This window comes from Nocardia sp. GP40 (assembly GCF_050434125.1).
In the GTDB taxonomy this organism is placed as follows: Bacteria; Actinomycetota; Actinomycetes; order Mycobacteriales; family Mycobacteriaceae; genus Nocardia; species Nocardia albiluteola.
Map to the genome: position 1 here is coordinate 38,217 of NZ_JBNPVW010000027.1, position 19,756 is coordinate 57,972.

Annotated in this window: 20 protein-coding genes and 1 pseudogene; 14 read left to right on the forward strand and 7 right to left on the reverse strand. The window is 69.7% G+C overall.

Annotated features, from left to right (window positions below):
* Positions 1-527 precede the first annotated feature (527 nt).
* From ABH933_RS43550 to ABH933_RS43560, 3 genes are read left to right on the forward strand one after another with little or no spacing between them, the layout of a single operon-like run.
* Positions 528-1,112: a class I SAM-dependent methyltransferase gene (locus ABH933_RS43550; protein ID WP_429415597.1), complete on the forward strand. Its 585-nt coding sequence runs from the start codon at positions 528-530 to the stop codon at positions 1,110-1,112.
* 43 nt (positions 1,113-1,155) lie between these two features.
* Positions 1,156-2,232: an FO synthase gene (locus ABH933_RS43555; protein WP_429413467.1), complete on the forward strand. Its 1,077-nt coding sequence runs from the start codon at positions 1,156-1,158 to the stop codon at positions 2,230-2,232.
* Positions 2,225-3,730 (forward strand): flavin-containing monooxygenase, encoded by a 1,506-nt coding sequence (locus tag ABH933_RS43560; protein ID WP_429413470.1) that lies wholly within the window; start codon positions 2,225-2,227, stop codon positions 3,728-3,730. The genes ABH933_RS43555 and ABH933_RS43560 overlap by 8 nt, the downstream gene beginning before the upstream one ends.
* 9 nt (positions 3,731-3,739) lie before the next feature.
* Here the strand turns inward: ABH933_RS43560 and ABH933_RS43565 are convergent, their stop codons facing one another.
* Both ABH933_RS43565 and ABH933_RS43570 read right to left on the reverse strand, forming a co-directional pair.
* Positions 3,740-4,702, reverse strand: coding sequence for a threo-3-hydroxy-L-aspartate ammonia-lyase (locus tag ABH933_RS43565; RefSeq protein ID WP_429413472.1), 963 nt, complete (start codon positions 4,700-4,702; stop codon positions 3,740-3,742).
* A gap of 47 nt (positions 4,703-4,749) precedes the next feature.
* The gene (locus tag ABH933_RS43570) at positions 4,750-5,112 is read right to left on the reverse strand and encodes a DoxX family protein (RefSeq protein ID WP_429413475.1); all 363 of its coding nucleotides are present in this window, start codon (positions 5,110-5,112) and stop codon (positions 4,750-4,752) included.
* 184 nt (positions 5,113-5,296) lie between these two features.
* On the opposite strand from ABH933_RS43570, the gene ABH933_RS43575 reads away from it, so the two are divergent.
* A complete protein-coding gene (locus ABH933_RS43575) occupies positions 5,297-6,187 on the forward strand; it encodes an RNA polymerase sigma-70 factor (RefSeq protein ID WP_429413478.1) in 891 nt (296 codons plus the stop codon).
* 191 nt (positions 6,188-6,378) lie between these two features.
* Positions 6,379-6,558 carry a hypothetical protein gene (locus ABH933_RS43580; protein WP_215918521.1) on the forward strand — a complete coding sequence of 60 codons (180 nt, stop codon included), beginning with the start codon at positions 6,379-6,381 and terminating at the stop codon, positions 6,556-6,558.
* Between the two features lie 88 nt (positions 6,559-6,646).
* On the opposite strand, the gene ABH933_RS43585 is transcribed toward ABH933_RS43580, so the two are convergent.
* Positions 6,647-8,764, reverse strand: a complete 2,118-nt coding sequence (locus ABH933_RS43585; protein WP_429413482.1) for an amylo-alpha-1,6-glucosidase — start codon at positions 8,762-8,764, stop codon at positions 6,647-6,649.
* A gap of 187 nt (positions 8,765-8,951) precedes the next feature.
* Between ABH933_RS43585 and ABH933_RS43590 the strand changes: the two genes are divergently transcribed.
* Positions 8,952-9,554, forward strand: coding sequence for a phosphoribosylanthranilate isomerase (locus ABH933_RS43590; protein WP_429413485.1), 603 nt, complete (start codon positions 8,952-8,954; stop codon positions 9,552-9,554).
* Positions 9,555-9,713: 159 nt separating this feature from the next.
* Here ABH933_RS43590 and ABH933_RS43595 read toward each other — a convergent pair whose 3' ends face one another.
* The 3 genes from ABH933_RS43595 to ABH933_RS43605 form a co-directional block, all read right to left on the reverse strand.
* Entirely contained in the window at positions 9,714-10,112 is a 399-nt protein-coding gene (locus ABH933_RS43595; RefSeq protein WP_308166675.1) for a rhodanese-like domain-containing protein, read from the reverse strand.
* Complete coding sequence (locus ABH933_RS43600; RefSeq protein WP_429413489.1) at positions 10,109-10,651, reverse strand: cysteine dioxygenase; 543 nt, start codon at positions 10,649-10,651, stop codon at positions 10,109-10,111. The genes ABH933_RS43595 and ABH933_RS43600 overlap by 4 nt, the downstream gene beginning before the upstream one ends.
* A gap of 232 nt (positions 10,652-10,883) precedes the next feature.
* On the reverse strand, positions 10,884-11,756 hold the full coding sequence (locus tag ABH933_RS43605) for a class I SAM-dependent methyltransferase (RefSeq protein ID WP_429413492.1): 873 nt from the start codon (positions 11,754-11,756) through the stop codon (positions 10,884-10,886).
* Positions 11,757-11,804: 48 nt separating this feature from the next.
* Between ABH933_RS43605 and ABH933_RS43610 the strand changes: the two genes are divergently transcribed.
* From ABH933_RS43610 to murQ, 8 genes are all read left to right on the forward strand, one after another.
* On the forward strand, positions 11,805-12,368 hold the full coding sequence (locus ABH933_RS43610; protein WP_429413495.1) for a helix-turn-helix domain-containing protein: 564 nt from the start codon (positions 11,805-11,807) through the stop codon (positions 12,366-12,368).
* A gap of 94 nt (positions 12,369-12,462) precedes the next feature.
* Positions 12,463-13,134 carry a GntR family transcriptional regulator gene (locus ABH933_RS43615; protein ID WP_429413498.1) on the forward strand — a complete coding sequence of 224 codons (672 nt, stop codon included), beginning with the start codon at positions 12,463-12,465 and terminating at the stop codon, positions 13,132-13,134.
* Between the two features lie 26 nt (positions 13,135-13,160).
* Positions 13,161-13,592, forward strand: coding sequence for a sugar phosphate nucleotidyltransferase (locus ABH933_RS43620; protein ID WP_429413501.1), 432 nt, complete (start codon positions 13,161-13,163; stop codon positions 13,590-13,592).
* A gap of 40 nt (positions 13,593-13,632) precedes the next feature.
* Positions 13,633-14,559 (forward strand): BadF/BadG/BcrA/BcrD ATPase family protein, encoded by a 927-nt coding sequence (locus tag ABH933_RS43625; protein WP_429413504.1) that lies wholly within the window; start codon positions 13,633-13,635, stop codon positions 14,557-14,559.
* Between the two features lie 97 nt (positions 14,560-14,656).
* A complete protein-coding gene (locus ABH933_RS43630; protein ID WP_429413507.1) occupies positions 14,657-16,177 on the forward strand; it encodes a sodium:solute symporter in 1,521 nt (506 codons plus the stop codon).
* The gene (locus ABH933_RS43635; RefSeq protein ID WP_429415600.1) at positions 16,177-17,343 is read left to right on the forward strand and encodes an anhydro-N-acetylmuramic acid kinase; all 1,167 of its coding nucleotides are present in this window, start codon (positions 16,177-16,179) and stop codon (positions 17,341-17,343) included. The genes ABH933_RS43630 and ABH933_RS43635 overlap by 1 nt, the downstream gene beginning before the upstream one ends.
* A gap of 197 nt (positions 17,344-17,540) precedes the next feature.
* Positions 17,541-18,458: a MurR/RpiR family transcriptional regulator gene (locus ABH933_RS43640; RefSeq protein WP_429413510.1), complete on the forward strand. Its 918-nt coding sequence runs from the start codon at positions 17,541-17,543 to the stop codon at positions 18,456-18,458.
* A gap of 20 nt (positions 18,459-18,478) precedes the next feature.
* On the forward strand, positions 18,479-19,384 hold the full coding sequence (gene murQ / locus ABH933_RS43645; RefSeq protein ID WP_429413513.1) for an N-acetylmuramic acid 6-phosphate etherase: 906 nt from the start codon (positions 18,479-18,481) through the stop codon (positions 19,382-19,384).
* A 67-nt stretch (positions 19,385-19,451) separates the two neighbouring features.
* Here murQ and ABH933_RS43650 read toward each other — a convergent pair.
* Positions 19,452-19,756 (reverse strand): annotated as a pseudogene (locus tag ABH933_RS43650) (hypothetical protein); the annotation flags it as partial.

Here is a 19,756-nt window from a genome sequence, read left to right on the forward strand (position 1 = left end):
TACCCCGTTCCTCCGCCTGCCGGTGTGGCTACTACACGGCAAGCTGAATATGCTGCACGACCCCCGACTGGACGTGCGGCAAGTGGCTATACCTAGCAGCATAGATGCTGGCTATGGGTTGTCTAGGGGTATTTAGTCCCAAGTGAGAAGGCGTAGGCGACCCTTATTCTTTGATCGCGGACGCATTGCTCGGGGCAACGCTGTGCATCCTTGCAAATTTCGCCCGGGCGCCGGGGCGGGTGCGCGAATCGCCGGTGGCGCGAAGGCGGGAGAACTATCCTGTATACACCCGTTCGCGCGCGGTGACGGTCCACCGGCGCGGGCGGCAATCGTGGCCGTCCGGCACTCGGGGGTCGCGAGTTGGCGATAGCCCGAAAGCAGCAATCCGACGACCTTCCTTCTCCACGATCTGCGAGGCCGGAATGAGCACCCCAGCGAACGTTCCCGTGATCAGCGCCAAGTGGGTTCGGCGGACCCGTTTCATTTATGACCGCGCGTCGAGGTTCTACGACCGTGGGCAGCATAATATGATCAGTTTGAAGCGGGCAGCCGTGCACGAGATGGATCTCCATCGTGGCGACCGCGTGATCGCATTCTGCTGTGGGACCGGCCTGGAATTCCCGTTCATTCGGGACCGCATCGGGCCGGAGGGGGAGATTCTCGGCATAGACTGGTCCGAGGGCATGCTTTTGCAGGCGTGGCGCAGAATCTCGGACAATGGATGGAAGAACGTCGAGTTGTACCGGGGAGACGTCAGCGCGATACCGGAGAGCGTGCTCCGGGCGTCGTCCTATGACGCGGGCATATGCACTCTCGGGCTATCGATGGTGAGTGAGCCGGAGCGGGCCTTCCAGGCCTTGAAGAGTGCCGTGCGGGGCGGCGGCCGGATCGTGATCGGCGACGTCTGCTCGTTCACCGGCCTGCGGTCCGCGTTGAACCCGATCAGCACGGTCATGGATCTGATCGCCGGCAATACGCACCGCAGCCCGGCCCGCAGCCGGGCATTCGCGGAGGAATTGTCCTCGGAGCTGTTGAATACGAAGCTCGAGTGGTATCAGGGCGGTTCCTATTACGTTGCCTCCGGCGTCCGCCCCGAGGCCGCCGGCGCGTAGCGCCCTGAACTGGGATGTCCCCGCCCGGCGGTATGGTGGGCCGGTGGATCGTGCGGTCGCGGGCGTTGATGTGCCCGATGCGGGCCTCGTGCGGGAGTGGGTGGCCGAGGCCGCGCAGGCTCCGGCGTCGTTGCCGGATGAGGGATACGTCGCGCTGCTGGGCGCCGACGGCCCCGAATTGGATGAACTGTGCCGCCTGGCCGACTCGGTGCGGCGGGAGGCGGTCGGCGACGCGGTGACGTACGTCGTGAACCGGAACCTGGACACGGCCGACGTGTCGGGCACCGGCACCGCGGCGCGCGAACGGCTTGCGGCTCTGGTGGCGGAGGCATATGCCTTGGGCGCGACCGAGATCTGCATGCAGGGACCGTTGCCCGCCGACAGCGACGACGACTACCTGGCGCTGATCGCCGCGATCACCGGCGCCGCGCCGATTCACCTGCACGCGCTGCGCCCCGAGGAACTGCTCGACGGCGCGGCTCGTCGCGGCCTGCCCCTGGACGCGTTCGTCGCCGCGGCCCGCGCTGCCGGGCTCGGATCGGTGCCCGGCACCGCCGCGCGCATCCTGGACGACGAGGTGCGCGCCCGCATGAAGGGCGGCGCGGACCTGCCGGTGAGCCGGTGGGTCGAGGTGATCGAGGCGGCGCACCGCGCGGGCCTGTCCTCGACCTCGACCATGGTGTACGGGCACGTCGAGACGCCCGCCCAGCAGGTCGCACATCTGCGCCTGCTCGCCGAGATCCAGGACCGCACTGGCGGTTTCACCGAATTCATCGCCATGCCCTTCGGTCCCGGGGTTCCGGCGCCCGGACTTCGCGACGTGCCGGGACTCGGCCCCACCCCGCGGCAGACCCGGGCGCTGCACGCGGTCGCGCGGCTGGCCCTGCACGGGCGCATCGGGAACATTCAGGCCGCGTGGCCCAAGGTAGGGCTGGCGGAGGCGACGACGCTGCTGTGCGGTGGCGCCAACGATCTGGGCGGACTGCTGCTCGACGGGCAACTCGCGCCCGATGCCGGGGCCGAGGCCGGACTCACCCTGACCGTCGATGAGGTGCGGGCCGTCGCGCAGCGGCTGGGCCGACCGCTGCGCCAGCGCACGACGCGGTACTCCGATGTCTGATCCGACACAGCCGGACCAGACAGACCCCGGGATGCCGGCGGATGCGGTCCGCGTCGACGTGCTGATAGTCGGCGCCGGTTTCGCCGGCATCGGCATGGGCATTCAGCTCGCTCGACGTGGCCGGGAGTCGTTCGTCATCATCGAGCAGGCCGACGATGTGGGCGGCACCTGGCGCGACAATCGCTATCCCGGCGTGGCGTGCGACATTCCCTCACATCTGTATTCGTTCTCGTTCCGGCCGAACCCGCACTGGGCCCGCGTCTTCGCCGAGGGCGCGGAGATCCACGCGTATCTGCGGTCCTGCGTCGAGCGGGAGGGGCTGCGCGAACGCCTACTGCTGAACTGCGCGCTGGAGCGGGCGGAGTGGATCCAGGCCGAGGCGCGGTGGCTGGTCCGCACGTCCCGCGGCGACTTCTCCGCGGCCAACCTGATCGTCGCCACCGGACGACTGACCGAGCCGAACATCCCCCCGGTCGAGAATCTGGCGGAATTCACCGGCCGCCAATGGCATTCGGCCCGGTGGAATCCGAAGGTCTCGCTCGTCGGCAAGCGAGTGGGCCTGGTGGGCACGGGCGCCTCGGCGATCCAGATCCTGCCGCGGCTGGCGGGGGAGGCCGGTGAGCTGGTGGTCTTTCAGCGCTCGGCGCCGTACGTGCTGCCCCGCGGCGATCGCTTTTACACCCGCGAGGAACTGTTGCGTTTCGCCGCCGATCCGCAGGCGATCACCGCGCTGCGGGACGAGCTGTTCGCCGATGCCGAGCTCAGCATCGCGGCCCGCAGACGCCAGCATCCCGAGATCGACCTGCTGCGCCAGCGCGCGCTGGACCATCTGGCCGTGCAGGTGCCCGACCTGCGGCTGCGGCGCGAGCTGACCCCGGACTACGAGATCGGCTGCAAGCGAATCCTGTTCTCCGACGACTACTTCTCGGCCTTGCAGGCCGGGCACGTCCGGCTGGAATCGACCCCGCTGGCGCGGGTGCGCGAGGGGACGGCCGTCGCCGCGAGCGGGAACGCGTACGACGTCGAGGTGCTGGTATTCGCGACCGGCTTCAACGCGACCCGCCCGTCGATCGCCCGGCACATCCACGGCCGCGATTCGCTGCCGCTGGCGCAGCGGTGGAGCAACGGCATGGTCGCGCACGCCTCGACCGCCGTGGACGGCTTCCCGAACATGTACGTGCTGGACGGCCCGAACGCCGCGCTGGGCCACAACTCGGCCATCTACGTGATCGAAACCCAGATCGACTACGTGCTGGGCGCATTGGATCACCTGGCCGCGACGGCCGCCGCGGTCCTCGAGGTGACGCCGGAGGCGGTCCGCTCGTCGATGCGCGACATCGACGAGCGCGCCCGCGGAACCGTGTGGACGCAGGGCCGCTGCACCAGCTGGTACCGCGACGAGCGGACCGGCCGGGTGACGCTGCTGTGGCCGGACTCGGCGGCATCGTTCCGGAACCGGAACGGAACCTTCGATGTCAGCGCGTATCGCGCCTCGTAACGGCGGTGGTCAGCCGCCGACCAGTTCGGCGAACCGCGCCGCGCCGACATTGCCGCCGGAGACGATGACGCCGATCCGGGCGCCGGGCAGCCGGACCCGTCCGGACAGCAGCGCGGCCACGGCGGCGGCGCCGGTCGGCTCTGTGACGATCTTCATCGTGTCGAACAGGAACGACATGGCCGCCACCAGCTGATCGTCGGTGACCAGGCAGATCTCGTCCACCAGTTCACGATTGACGGTAAAGGTGAGCTCGCCGGGGATGTCGGCGGCCTGGGCGTCGGCGATGGTGCGGGGGACCGGAATCCGGACGCGGTGACCGGCCGCCAGCGAGCGCTTGGTGTCGTCACCGGCGTCCGGTTCGACGCCGATGATGCGGATACCGGGGGACAGTGCGGTCGCCGCGGTCGCGCAGCCCGCCATCAGACCGCCACCGCCGACGGGGGCGAGCAGGGCGGCCAGCGGTCCGGTCCTGTCGAACAGCTCGAGTGCGGCGGTGCCCTGCCCGGCCATCACCTGGGGGTGGTCGTACGGCGGAACGACGGTGAGCCCGCGCTCGGCGGCCAGGGCCTCGCCGATAGCGGTCCGGTCCTGCGTGTAGCGGTCGTAGGTGACGATCTCGGCGCCGTACTCCTTGGTGGCGGCCATCTTCGACGCGGGTGTGTCCTCGGGCATCACGATGACCGCGGATGTCCCGAGCAACCGCGCGGACAGCGCGACGGCCTGGGCGTGATTGCCCGAGGACCATGCCACCACTCCGCGTGCGAGCTGTTCCCCGGTCAGCTGCGAGATCGCGTTGTAGGCGCCGCGGAACTTGAACGCGCCGACCCGCTGGAAGTTCTCGCACTTGAGAAACACCTCGGCGCCGACCCGTTCGTTCAGCACCCGGGAGGTGAGCACCGGCGTCCGGTGGGCCACCCCGGCCAGCCGCCCCGCCGCCGCACGGATGTCGTCGATCGTGATAATCCCTGCCACATCGGGCAGTCTGCCAGGCCCATCCGACATGTTCGCCGCGCCGCAGATCAGAGGCGGCCCACCGCGACGAAGACCGCCAGGGCGAGGTAGATCAGGTTCACCACAACGACTTTGGCCTCGTCGTGCCGAAGGTGGGTGATGATCGCCCCGATCATCAGCAGGATCCAGCACGCCGCGGTGACGGGGACCATGACCGGGGCGATGCCGAGTGCCGCGGGCAGGATCAGCCCGGCCGCGGCGAGGATCTCCAGCACGCCCAGGGCCTTGATCAGTCCGGGGTCGGTATTCGCGGTCCACCCGGCGCTGGGCATCGCGGCCAGCTTCGTCCGGGGCACGAACATCTTGGTGATGCCACCGGTCAGGGCGACGGTGGCCAGCAGTCCGGCGGCGATCCACAGCGCGATGTTCATCGGGTCCTCCTCGGGGAGCGGCACCCGTGGGCCGGGTGCGATCGGTCGCCCATGAGATGGCGGCGCCGTGCTTGCTGTGACATCTCGCCAGGGTGACGACGGTCATACGAACGGGGTGTCACAGAATGAGGGGGACCGGCGTCTGGTGAGCAACGCAGGAGCCGAGCAGAGACAGGAGCCGCCCATGACCGGTACACCCCCGGACGCCGCGACCGAGGCCTTCGTCACCCACCGCAACCTGCTGTTCACGGTTGCCTACGAAATGCTCGGCTCGGCCGCCGACGCGGAGGACGTGCTGCAGGAGACCTGGATGCGCTGGGTGCGGGTGGATCTTGCCACCGTCCAGGAACAGCGCGCCTACCTCGTGCGGATCGCCACCCGCCAGGCGCTGGATCGCCTCCGGACGCTCGGGCGCCGCAAGGAGTCCTACGTCGGTCCCTGGCTGCCCGAACCGCTGCTCACCGCGCCCGACGTGGCCGAGGACATCGAGCTCGCCGACAGCATCTCGATGGCGATGCTGCTGGTGCTCGAGACGCTCGCCCCGACCGAGCGCGCGGTATTCGTGCTGCGCGAGGTATTCGACCTGGGCTACGACGAGATCGCTGAGGCCGTCGACAAGACTCCGGCCGCGGTCCGCCAGATCGCCCATCGCGCGCGGGCGCACGTTGCCGCGCGCCGGCCGCGCGGGGAGGTCTCGGCGGCGCAGACCCGGGATGCGCTCGAGGCGTTCCAGCGGGCGGTATCGACCGGCGACATGCAGGGCCTGCTGGATATTCTCGCGCCGGACGTGGTGTTCCTGGGTGACGGGGGTGGCGTCAAACAGGCTGCGGTGCGGCCGATTTCGGGTGCGGCCACGGTGGCCCGGCTGCTGGTTTCCCGCCCGGTCAGGATCGTCGCCGCGGCGCTGGAGCCGAGCCGGATCAACGGTCACCCGGCGTTGATCCTGCGCGTGGACGGCGAGATCGACACGGTCATGACGCTGCGTATCGACGACGGCCTCATCACCGGGCTGTACGCCGTGCGCAATCCCGCGAAGCTGTCGCACCTGGAACACGAGACCGCGCTGCGCCGTTGAGGATTCGTACACCGTGCCGCCCGCAACAAGATCCAGATGGAATCATCGGTCGCCTTGCGCGTCCCGGACGGTCACACTGGTAACGGTTCGCCGCCATTGTGGATGAGTATGGATATAGGGGGGATTGAGTCCGATCCGGACCGGGAACTCCCGGTCCACCAGCCGAACGAGGGGGAATGAGGAGGTTCGAGATGAACGAGCCCATCTGCGGCGATTGCTGGCGCCGCGACCACCTGACCTTCGCACAACGACTGGACCCCGCCTACATCCGCCGCGGGCACCGCCACCTGTGTCCCGAGCACCGGACCCAACGCGAGGAGCTGCGCCGCCAAGCGGATTATCGGCACACTACCCAGGAACGGGCCGCTTGACGGGGTGAGCGGCGTCGGTGCGGCCGGACCCGCGAATTGGTCGCGGGTGCAGCCGGTTTCGAGACATGCCCCTCGACTCCCCGGCGGATCACGCGTCGGCGACCGCCGGGACCCGTTCCGCGACCTTGGAGCCCTCGCCGTTCAGAGTCCAATCGGCGGGCAGACCCCGCACCTGCATGGTGTCGCCCTCGGCTTCGATCTCGACCGTGACCGAGCCCAGCCGCAGATCCGTCAGCGCCAGCCGGCCCCACCGTCGCGGCAGCAGCGGCGCGACATCCAGGGTGCGATTGGGCACGTCGGGGGCCAGGCCGAGCATGGCACGCACCAGCAGCAGCGGCGCGGCGCTTGCCCACGCCTGCGGTGAACACGAGGTCGGGTAGGGGACCGGCGCGCCGAACTGGTCGCGGCCGAACCCGCAGAACAGCTCGGGCAGCCGCCCGCGGAAGTGCACCGCCGCGGCGATCAGGCCCTCGGCGAGTCGTCCGGCCAGCTCACACGCACCGGGCACATGCCGGTACCGCATCAAACCGGCGACCGCGAGTGCGGTGTCGTGCGGCCAGACCGAGCCGCTGTGGTAGCCCATCGGGTTGTAGGCGCGCATCCGCGACGACAGCGTCCGCAGCCCGAATCCGCTGTCCATATCCTCATCGGCGAGCCGCGCGATGACCTCTTCGGCGCGCTCGTCCGCCACGATCCCGGTCCACAGGCAGTGCCCGAGGTTGCTCGTCAGGGCGTCGACGCGGCGTTTGCCCTGATCCAGGGCCAGCGCGTACCAGCCGTGCTCGGGCGCCCAGAACGCTTGGTCGAAGCGTTCCTTCAGCTCCGCGGCGCGCTCGGTGAGTCGTTCTGCCCTGCACAGATCGCCTCCGGCGCGGGCTATTTCGGCGCGCGCCAGCCGCGCGGCGTAGGTATAGCCCTGCACCTCGCACAGCGCGATTGGCGCGTCCGCCGCGCGTCCCGCGGCGTCGGTGATCGCGTCGCCGCTGTCCTTCCAGCCCTGATTGGCCAGGCCGCGGTCCGTCTTACGGCGATACTCGACGAATCCGTCACCGTCACAGTCGCCGAAGTGGTCGATCCAGTCGAGCGCGGCATCCGCGGCGGGGAGCAGTTCGGAGATCTCGGATTCCGGTGCGCCCCAACGGCGGCACTCGGCGAGCAGCATGACGAACAGCGGTGTGGCGTCGACCGAGCCGTAGTAGGCTCCGCCGTGCTCGAATCCCGCACAGCCCCGGCGCATCTCGTGCACGATGCGGCCAGGTTCCTCCTCGGTGATTGGATTCACCGTCGTACCTTGCAGTTTCGCGAGCCGGGCGAGAGTGCCGACCCCGAGCGCGGAATCCAGCGGCAACGCCATCCAGGAGGTGAGCAGGCTGTCGCGGCCGAACAGCCGCATGAACCAGGGCGCGCCGGCCGCTACGTAGGCCGTCCGTTCGTCGCCGTCGTCGATGCGCAGAGCCCCCAGATCGCTCTCGGTCTGCCGGAAAACATAGCTCAGGAGCGGATTGGTGCTGGTCAGGCCGGTTGCCGTCGCGTGCCACGCCTGCATCCGGTCGCGGGGGCCGTCGTGATCCGGTCCGGTGGCCTGGATCCTGCGATGCCCGGCCACCGGCTGCACCACCACCCGGGTGTTCCACCGGCCGTGTGCGGGCACCACGATCCGCCAGCTGATCGCGCCGGGGAGAACGACGGGATCGTCTGTGGCCCCGACGATTACGCCGCGGCCGTGATCGGAATGGTCGGTGAAGCGCAGTTCCGCACCGGCGACGGCGACCTCGGCAGCGCCGTGGTGCCCGCGCTCCTCGCGGACCGCGAACAGGTCGGCGAAATCGGCCTCGGCATGCAGCGTCAGCCGCAGCGCGGTGTCCTCGTGACCGAGGTTGTGCACGGTGATCGTCTCGGTGAGCCCCTCGCCGATCGCGCGGCCGCGCACCAGCAGCAGCGTGCTGTCGGCAACGCCCGGGCGTGGCGGTACGCGAAGCACGAACTGCGCCTCCAGCGCGTCGGGGGTCAGCACCGTGAGCTGGTCCGCGTGGTGGCCCTCCACCCGCAGCTGCCAGCGCGAGATCACGCGGGTATCGCGGTAGAACAGTCCCTGTGCGGTGCCGGGGTGGATGTCGCCGAGCTGGTCGGACAGGCAGAACGTATTCGCCTCCACAAGCGTGACCGTCGCCTGGCCGCCTCCGACCCGGGAAACGATGCTGTTCACGGTATTCCTCCTCAGCGGCGCGGCTGTGGGTACAGGGTTGTCGTGAAACTTCGCGGGACGGTTGCCGGGGCGACCGGCGATTGCCGGATCCTGGGTACCCGTCTGACCCAGAGTTAACCATTGGCAATCATTCGGTACGTGCGGCCCCCGGTCAGCGCCGGGAGTCGGAGTTTGGTTGACTCGGAATATGACCGAGCTCTTCGTGAAGATCTGCGGGCTGCGGACCGAACAGGATGTGGACACCGCGGTCGCCGCCGGCGCCGACGCGGTCGGGTTCGTCTTCGCGCCCAGTCCGCGGACCGTCGATGCGCACACCGCGCGCCGGCTCGCCGAGCGGGTGCCCGACGACGTGCTTACCGTCGGCGTGTTCCGCGGGCAGCCGGTCGCGCAGGTCCGGGAGCTGACCGAGGCCAGTGGTATTCGCGCGGTTCAGTTGCACGGTGACGAGGGGCCGGAGTACTACGAGGCGCTGCGCGCCCCGGGCCGGGTACTCATCCGTGCCACGGCGGCGGCCCGAATCGCGCCCCGCAGTGGTGAATTCGGGGAGGACATGCTGCTGTTGGATGCTCCCGAACCGGGCTCGGGTAAGCCGTGGAACTGGGCGTCGCCGGAGTTCGCCACTCCGGCCGGGCGCTGGCTGCTGGCGGGCGGGCTGTACCCGGGGAATGTGCGCGCGGCGATCGAGGCGACCGGTGCGTGGGGGGTGGACGTGTCCAGTGGGGTGGAGAGCGAGCGGGGTGTGAAGTCGCCGGACTTGATCCGCGCATTCCTCGCCGCAGCGCGCGGATAGGGGCGGTCGGCGGCCTAGGGAAACGTTGGCGATCCGGCCGGAACCTCCGATATCCCGGCGGTCCAAGGGAATGGTTGGCGATTCGCCCGGGACCACCGGCAGCTCGGCGGTCCAGGGAACGGTTGACGATTCGTCCGGAACGTCCGATAGCCCGGCGGGCTAGGGAATGGCGGGCGATCCGCCGGGAACTACCGGCAGCCCGGCGGCCTTCCAGGCGCGGAATCCGCCGATGAGATCGGTGGCGCGCCGCAATCCCAGCCCGCGAACATCGGCGGCGGCGAGGCTCGAGGCGTAGCCCTCGTTGCAGACGATCACAACGGGCGTCTCGGCCGTCAGGCCCGGGAGCCGGTGCTCTCCCGCGGGATCCAGCCGCCACTCCAGCACGATCCGCTCCACGATGACCGCGCCGGGGATCTCGCCCTCGGCGAGCCGGTTGGTATGGGGGCGGATGTCGACTACGACGCCGGCGTCATCCAGCAGTGCCGCCACCTGCTCGGGGTTCACACGGTCGAACTGTGCCCTGGCTTCGGCAACCAAATCGTCGGCAGTAATGTTCACACCTCTTCCTGATGGTCCACGCCCGCGAAGTCCGTGAGCGCACGGTACGCCCGCACCGGACGCAGCGGCGGGGAATAGGCGTGCACCGAGGCCGCCGCGTCCGTGCCGGTATTGCGCAGCTGATGGGCGCGGCCGGGGCCGAAGGCAACCGTATCGCCGCGGCGCCACCGCGCGGCGCGGACCGGGGCGCCGATGTGGCGATACTCCTCGGCGAGTTCGCCGAGGGTGACGGTGAAGGCCCCGGAGGCGCCGCCGTGGTCGTGCGGCTCGGTGCCCTGGCCCGGCATCCAGGACAGCAGCCACACCTCGACGCCCATCGTCAGGGCGAGCCGGGCCCACCATCGCCGCTCGGTATCGAAACGGACGATATCCCGCAGCCGGGGCGCCAATTCGGTCGACACCGTATCGGCGAGCTCATGTAGTTCTCCCGGCGACCAGAGCGGACGCTCGGGCCGCAGGATCTCGTGCAGCAGCGGCACGTCGACACCGGGATGGACATCCCTGGTGTACTCGAGCTTCATCGGCAGCGACGTCGTCACCCAGCCTCCCGTAATCGTGTTCCGGTGCGATGGCGCATCCGGCGCATCAGCTTTCGCGAATTCTGCTCCATCGCGGGCCGTCTACCACCGGTCACGATCAGCGTGAGCAAAATTGCGACCAGGATATGCGCGGATGTCGGGGTGGCGTTGTCCCGCGGGCCGGCTCGCCGGGAATCAGGCTCCAGCCCACGGCGGTTCGACCGAGGCGATCGCAGCCTGGAGGGCGACCGGATCAGGGGCGGCGGGCGATCCAGAGCGAGCGATCGGCGCGGACGGTGAGGTCGGGGCGTGTGGCGAAGGTGTCGGGGCCCTCGAGGATCAGGGTGTCCAGGGCGGTCAGGTCGGCCGGGGACAGACGCTCGGCGACGCCTGCGCGCATGCGCTGGAGGATGCTGTGCGCGTAGCGACCGGTCGCGGCGGGGAGCGGTGGAGCCAGGTCGATCTCGAAGTGGCGCTCGATCTCGATGTCGAAACCGGCCTTGGTCAGCATCGGCGCCCAGTCCGAGCCCAGATGCGGGACGTGCTCGGCGGTTTCGGCGGCCGCCGCGGCGTAGCAGCGCTCCTCGAGGTCACCGAGTTCGCCGGACAGGAAGCGCGGCAACGAATTCAGCTCCGCCAAGGCCAGCAGCCCGCCCGGACGGATCGTGTCGAACAGGTCGTTCAGCACGCGGACCGGATCGGCCATGTGGTGCAACGAATTCGAGGCCCACGCCAGCTCGACCGCGCCCAGATCGGGCCAGCCGGCGTCGAGATCGGCCCGCAGGACGTGGACGCGGTCGGCCACGCCGGATGTACGGGCCTTCTCCTCGAGATGGGCCAGCATGAACGGGGACAGGTCGACGGCCGTCACCTCGGCGCCGGGGAAGCCCTGTGCCAGGGCCAGCGCGCCGATGCCGGTGCCCGCGCCCATGTCCAGGATCCGGCGCACCGGCCCGTCCCCGGCGCGCTCGCGGATCAGGGCGAATACCTCGGCGTGGTATTCGTGCAGCACCTCGGCGTCCAGGTCGAGCATGTCGGCCAGGGCGGACTCGTCGCCGTGATCGTGACCGTCGTACGGGTGGCCGGGGTGATGGGCGCTGTGGTGATGCTGGTGATCGTGGCTCATGGTCTCGACCGTACCGGCGGATTGCGTCAAGGGCATACAATATTGCGTATGGAGCAAGATGGAGATCTCGACAGCGTGGTGCGTAAGCGGATCAGGGGTCTGCGCGCGGCGCGCGGCTGGTCCCTGGACGAGCTGGCCGCCCGCTGCTATCTGAGCCCGTCCACGCTCAGCCGCATCGAGACCGGCCACCGTCGCATCGCGCTGGATCAGCTGGCGCCCATCGCCCGCGCGCTGGGCACCACGCTGGATCAGCTCGTCGAGCCGGTGGGCGACGAGGACGTGGTGATCCGGCCCCAAACCGACAGCGCCCGCGGTCTCACCATCTGGATGCTCACCCGCGACAACGGCCCGCACGGCGTCTCGGTCGCGAAGATGCGCCTCACCAAACCGCCGACGGGTGAGCAGCGCGTGCATCCCGGCCGGGACTGGTTCACCGTGCTGTCGGGCACGGTCGAGCTCTGGCTGGGGAACAGGCGAATTCGCATCGAGACCGGTCAGGCCGCCGAATTCTCCTGCATGATCCCGCACGCGTTCGGTGCCCTCGGCGGCCCGGCGGAGCTGCTGACCATCCTGGATCCCGAGGGGCAGCGCACCCACCTGCACCCGTCCTGACCGGGGCGGCACACTGCGCCGATGAGTGGCCCGCGAATTGTTGGCATAATCTCTGACAATTGGAGGTATCCCGCCTAGCGCCAGGACGGTTGCGGTGTCGCAGAGCAGTGGACTCGAACGGGGAACGCAGGGTAAGGCGATTGCGGTGGAACGGCTGCGCCGGGCCATTGCGCAGGGTGATGTCGCACCCGGGCAGCGTCTTGTCGAATCCGAACTCGTCGAGCGGTTCGAGGTTACCCGCGGCAGCGTCCGTGCCGCCATCGACGAACTGGTGGCCGAGGGGCTGATCGAGCGGATCCACAATCGGGGTGCGCGGGTGCGCACGGTCTCGCTCGAGCAGGCGGTCGAGATCCTCGAGTGCCGCAGGGCGCTCGAGGGCCTGATCGCGGCCAAGGCCGCCGAGCGGGCGACGGACGAGGATGTCGAGCGGCTGCGGGGATATGCCGAACGGATGGCGGCGGCGGTGCGCAGGGGTGAGCTGATGAAGTACTCGGCGCTCAACCACGAGCTGCACGCCGCCCTGCGTGAGATCGCGGGCCAGGAGACCGCGGCGGATCTCCTCGTCCGCCTGAACGCGCAGATCGTGCGCCACCAGTTCCAGCTCTCACTGCGGCCGGGCCGCCCGCAGGTCTCGCTCGCGGAGCACCTGCTGATCATCGATGCGGTGACCGTCGGCAACGCGGCCGAGGCGGAGCACTTCATGCGCAAGCACCTCGACAGCGTGATCGGCGCGCTGAGCGATTCCGCGGTAGCCGATCCCGCCTGAGATTGTCGGTGTGGCCCGGATCGCTCGTGGTACCGGCCGCCGGACTGGGAACCCGATTCCTGCCCGCCACCAAGACCGTGGCGAAGGAGCTGCTGCCGGTGGTGGACACCTCCGGGATCGAGCTGGTCGCGCAGGAGGCCGCGCACACCGGGGCCGATCGCATGGTCATCGTCACCTCGCCCGGAAAGCAGGGGCTCGCGGCGCATTTCGCGGAGGATCCCGAGCTTCTGCGCCACATCGAGCCCGGCGCCGGTGGCGAATACCAGCTCACCGATGCCATCGCCCTGTTGATCTCCCGAGGCCATTCCGTACATGTCGTGGTGCACAGGGGAATTCGGCACGATATCGGCAACCCGGCCGGATACCTGCGCGTCGCTGTCGACTTCGCGCTCCAGCGGGAGGAATATGCGGGGCCGCTGCGCGAGTGGTTGCTGCGGCGGCTCGCTGTGGCCGAGTAGACCCGGCCTCGCCGGCCTGGCACCGAGCATGATGGTGGGCATGGACAGCCGAGTACTTGCGATCGATCTGGGAAAGACGGGGTGTCGCGGGTCGTTGCGCGTGGGCGGGCGGGAACTGGCCGGTGCACGAGACGCCGGGACGGCAGGTTTGGCGGCTGCCGGGGGAGTCGACGAGGCGGAGCAGGTGATTCGTGCCGTCGTCGAGCGGATCGACGGCGCGGCAACGGGTTTCGCACTGTGCGTCGGGGCGGCGGGGGCGGTGGCGGCCCCGGAGGCGGCAGCCGAGCTTGCGCGCCGATTGGCGAATGTGGCCGGGGTGCAATCGGTTGCGGTGACCTCGGATGCGGTGACCGCGCACGCCGGGGCGCTGGGTGGCGAGGCGGGAGTGGTGCTGGCGGCCGGGACCGGGGTCGTGGCGACCGCGGTCGATGCGGCCGGGCGGTTTGTTCGCGTCGATGGCTGGGGGCCGCTGCTCGGTGACGAGGGCAGCGGCGGGTGGATCGGGCTGGCGGGGTTGCGGGCCGCGTTGCGTGCCCACGACGGTCGAGGGCCGGGCACCGAGCTGTCCGCGCGCGCGAGTGAGCACTACGGGATCGTTCTCGACGAGCTGCCGAGACTGCTTGGGGACTCGGATAATCCGGCGCGGATCGCGGCGAGCTTCGCGCCGGTGGTCGCCGCCGCGGCCGGTGCGGACGGCATCGCCGCGCAGATCGTCGCCGATGCCGCGAACGCCCTGGCCCGTACCGTCCTCGCGGCCGTCGACCGATCCGGGCTGCGCCTTCCGGCGCCCTATGCGATCACCGGTGGTTTGACGAATCTCGGCGCTGCGTTGCTCGCCCCGCTCGATCTCGCCATTGCCGACGCGGTGGACCGCCGCCCCGCGCTCGGCGCCCCCCTCGACGGCGCCGCCCTGCTCGCCGCCGACACCGCCACTGCCGTGGAGCCCTTGGTGATCCGGTTCGCCTGATCGGAGCGTGTCGCCGAAACTGTGACAAAGATTGTCAACATGTGCGATGCTGCTGGCACTTGTTTGCAATATTTCGCCGCGTTATCCGGGAGTTGCGATGAACGCACTCAATGTCGCCGTCATCGTCGTGTATCTGGTCACGGTGGCCTGGATCGGGTTGCGGCTGTCGGGGCGGCAGCGGTCCAGCAGCGACTATTTCGTCGGTGAGGGCCGGATGCCCTGGTGGACGGTGTGTTTCTCGGTGGTGGCGACCGAAACCAGCGTGCTGACCGTCATTTCGGTGCCCGGCGGCGCCTACACCGGCCAGGGCTTCGGCAATGTCGAACTGGCGCTGGGATACATCATCGGCCGTACCGTGGTGGCGACCCTGCTGATCCCGCTGTACAAGCGCGGCGGGTTCGTCAGCGCCTACCAGTACCTCGAGCTGCGCTTCGGCCGCTATCTACAGGGGGTCGCGGCCGTGACCTTCGTGATCACCCGGCTGCTTGCCGAGGGCGTGCGGCTGTTCGCCTCCGCGATTCCGATCGAGTTGCTGCTCAACGAGTTCGGGCTGCATTTCGGCTACGACGTCATCATCGCCGTGCTGACGCTGCTGACGGTGATCTACACCTACCTGGGCGGCATCAAGGCGGTCATCTGGACCGATGCACTGCAGATGGGCCTGTACCTGGCCGGGGCCCTCATCGCGATCGGCGTGCTGTGGGGCCACGTCGGTGCGGCGGGATGGTCGAATGCCCTGCACGCCGGCAAGTTCCGTGTCTTCGATACCGATTTCGGGCTCGGTCACATTCTCACCAGCTCGTTCGCGCTCCCGACGGCGATCATCGGCGGAGCGATCTTCGCGATGGCCTCGCACGGCTCGGATCAGCTGATCGTGCAGCGCATTCTGGCCACGAAGTCGCTGCGCGACAGCCAGCGGGCGATGATCGGATCGGGCCTCTTCATCGCCGTGCAGTTCGCTGCCTTCTCCCTGGTGGGTGCCCTGCTGTGGTCGTACAACGGCGGCAAGTCGCCGAAACAGCTGGGTCTGGCCAGCTCCGACAGCCTGTATCCGAACTTCATCCTGCACGGGCTGCCGGTGGTGATCTCGGGCCTGCTGGTCGCCGGAATCCTCGGTGCCGCCATGGGGTCGCTGTCCTCGGCGCTGAATTCGATGTCCAACTCGACCGTCGCCGATATTGTTCGCAGTTTCACCCGCACCGGAATCTCCGATTCGGCCATGCTGACCCTCGCGCGGGTGATGACGGTGGTCTGGGCGGTATTGATGGCGGTATTCGCCATGGGATTCAGCGCGGCGACCGGAAATGTGTACCTCACGGCCCTGGCCATCGCCGGCTACACCTACGGCGCGCTGCTGGGGGCCTTCCTGCTGGGGCGTCTCGTGCCGCGGGCCAATCAGCTCGATGCCGTGATCGCGTTCCTGGTCACGGTGGCGGTGATGACATTCGTGGTGCGCGGGGTGAAGATTTCCGTCACCGTCGCGGGCAAGACCTCCGAGCTCGGTATCGCCGCACAGTGGCTGGTGCCGATCGGTGTCGCGGTGACGCTGCTGGTCGGCGGGATCAGCAGCCGGTTCCATGCCGCGCCGGAGCCGGTGGCCGTCGAAGTGGCGGTGTGATGCGGGTCGTCGGGTTGATGTCGGGCACCTCGCACGATGCGATCGATGCGGTGGGCGCGGAGGTCACGCTGCGGGACAGTGTGATTCGGGTGCGCATCGCGGGACACCTGAGCCGCTCGTATCCGCCCCGGCTGCGCCGCGACCTGCTGGACGCGCTGCCACCGGAGAGAGCGGACATGGCCATGGTCTGCCGCCTCGATACCGCCGTCGGACAGGAGTTCGCGGCCGTGGCCGAGGCGGCCGTGCGCGAATTCTTCGACGGGACAGCCGATCTCGTTGCCTCGCACGGTCAGACGGTTTTCCATTGGGTGGAGGATGGAAGCGTCCGCGGCACACTGCAACTCGGGCAGCCCTCCTGGATCGCGGAGCGCACCGGGCTGACGGTAGTGAGCGATTTCCGGCCCCGCGATATCGCGGCGGGCGGGCAGGGCGCGCCGCTGGTCGCCCTGTTCGACGCGCTGTGGCTCGCCGGGCGCGAAGAACGATGTGCCGCACTGAATATCGGCGGCATCGCGAACGTCACCGTCACCGGCGAACCCGCGGCGGCCTTCGATACCGGGCCGGGGAACGCGCTGATCGACGCCGCGGTGGAGCTGTGCACGGACGGCCGGGAACACCTCGACCGGGACGGCGCGCGGGCCGCGGCCGGCCGCGTGGACGAGGACCTGCTGCGGATCCTGCTCACCGAGCCCTATTTTCGGCTGCCGCCGCCCAAGACCACGGGCAAGGAACTGTTCCACCGCGGCTACCTCGAGCGCGTGTTGCGCGGCCGAACGATGTCGCCCGCCGATATCGTCGCCACCGTGACCGCCCTGACCGCACGCACGATCGCCGACGCCCTGGCCCCGTTCGCGCCCACCGAGGTCATCGCGTCCGGCGGCGGTACCCGCAACCCGGTGCTGATGTCGATGCTGGCCGACCGGCTCCCGGCCGCTCGCCTGCTGACCTCGGACCAGCTGGGCCTGCCCTCGGCGGCCAAGGAGGCCACCGCCTTCGCGGTCCTGGGTTTCCTCACCGTCCACGGCCTCCCCGGCAACGATCCGGTTCGCACCGGTGCGGCCCGGCCGGTGGTCCTGGGCTCGATCACCCCGGGGACCGTCGGACTACCGCTGTCCCCGACGCCATCGGCTGCGCCCCGCCGCTTGGAGGTGCTGAGCGATGCCTGATCTCGGTGTCGGGCCGGTGGACGCGTTCATCCTCGGTGTCCTGAGCTCGGCTCGTGGTCCGTTCCGCTCGCCCTCCTGGCGCCGCGCGGCGCCCACCGCACCTGGTGTTCGGTGCGGCGAACGGGTTCGGACGCCCGTGGTGTCGCGCCGCGACGAGGCGGCAGTCGAAGTGTCGCAGCGATTTCGGGAGGCGACTCGTGCCCGATGACGACGTGCGCACGCGGCTGCTGGCGGCGATGCCGCGCCTGACACCGGCGGGCGCGCGGGTTGCCGAGGTGATCCGCGACGATCCGGCCGCGGCGGCGCGGCTGAGTGTCACTCAGCTGGCCGAGCGGGCGCAGACCAGCACCTCGGCCGTGGTCCGGCTGGCGAAAACATTGGGCTACGAGGGATATCCACGGCTGCGGCTGGCCCTGGCGGCGGTCGGGGCGGCGGACCGATCCCCGGTCTTCGCCACCGACATCGATGTGGCCGACGAACCGTCGAAGGTGCTGCACAAGCTCACCGCCTTCGAGACCGAGGCGATGGCGGCCACCGCCGAGCTGGCCGATCCCGCGACGCTCGCGGCCGTCGCCGAGGCGCTGGCGGCGGCGCGACGGGTGGTGCTGATCGGCATCGGCGCCTCGGGCCTGGTTGCCGCGGACTTGGCGCAGAAGCTCACCAGGATCGGAATGTGGTGTGGCGCCTGCACATCGGAGGACGAGGCGCTCGTGCACGTCAGCCTGCTCGAGCCCGGCGACGTGGCGGTGGCCTTCTCGCATTCGGGCCGGACCGCCGCCGTCGTCGAGGCGGTGCGTCGCGCCGGGCGGCGGGCGCTGACGGTCGCCGTGACGGCCGGATCGCAATCGCCACTGGCTCGTTCGGCCGCGCACACGATCCTGGTGGCCGGCCGCGAGGACGGCTTTCGCTCGGCCGCCCTGGCCAGCCGGATGAGCCAGCTGCTGATCGTGGATTCGCTGTATATCGGTGTGCTGCAGCGAACTCCGTCCGCGACCGGGGCGCTGCATCGCACCTATGACGCCGTCGCGGACCGGCGGACCGGCTCCGAGGCGTCCGGCGGCACCACCTCCCGGCGGGCTCGTGGGCCGATACCGGGCGGCGAGATCGCGCCGTGAATCTCAGTCGAGGAGGCGAAGTGGACGACATTGCGGCGCTGCGCACCGAATCTGCGAATCCGCGGACGACCGAGCTGGATTCGATGCCGACGGCCGAACTGCTGCGGGTGATGAACGCCGAGGACGCCGGGGTGGCATCGGCGGTGGCACAGGCGATTCCGCGGATCGCGCGGGCGGTGGAGCTGATCGTCGCCGCGCGCGCAGGGGGCGGCCGGCTGATCTACGCCGGGGCCGGGACCAGCGGACGCCTGGGTGTGCTGGACGCGGTGGAATGCCCGCCGACCTTCGGTACCGATCCGGGCGAGGTGATCGGCCTGATCGCCGGTGGCGCACCGGCTTTGACACATTCGGTCGAGGGCGCGGAGGACGAGCCGCCCCGCGCCGCCGCGGACCTTGCCGAGATCGGGCTCACCGCCGCCGATGTCGTCGTCGCCCTGGCCGCCAGTGGTCGCACGCCCTATGCGCTCGGGGCGGCGCGCTACGCCCGTTCGGTGGGCGCGGCGACGATCGGCCTGTCCTGCAACGTCCGTGCCGCGCTGAGCGAGCAGGTCGAGGTGGGCATCGAAATCGATACGGGCCCCGAGGTTCTCACCGGATCGACGCGTCTGAAGGCCGGGACGGCACAGAAGATGGTGTGCAATATGCTCTCGACCGCGGCCATGGTCCGCTCCGGCAAGGTGTACGGCAACCTGATGGTCGACGTGAACCCCTCCAACGCCAAACTCGTGGACCGGGCCCGGCGCATCGTCGCGGACGCGACCGGCGTCGATGCCGCCGCGGCGGCCGCCCTGCTGGAAGCCGCGGGCGGACATCCGAAGACCGCCATCGTCATGCAGCTGACAGGCGTGGATGCCCCGGCGGCGCGCGTTCTGCTCGAGCGCGCAAACGGATTTGTGCGCGCGGCCACCGCCACGTTGAGGCCCTGAAGCGATCTGAGCGGCAATGGGATTCGCGTTGCGCACTCCGCCGTGTGCGGGGTGCGCAACGCCGACCCTACTTCGACGCGGTGAGATACACCGACAGATCCCGCATGTCGCCCATCTCCGCGGGCACCTCGAACGGCGGACGCCCGTATCGGGCGGCGAGATCGTCCAGGCTCGCCCCGCCGACCTCCCAACCGCGGTCGGTCAGCCACCGCGCCGGATCGGACCGCTCGTCGTCGTAGAACAGATCGGTGACGTCGATCTCGCCGAACGGGTTCTGTACGCCCCCAACGCAGTTGGCAATGTTCGCCCTCCGTGTCGGTGTTCTCGTTGGCGGGTGTGTCGGTGTGGGTGCGTTCGCGGATGGGGATGCGA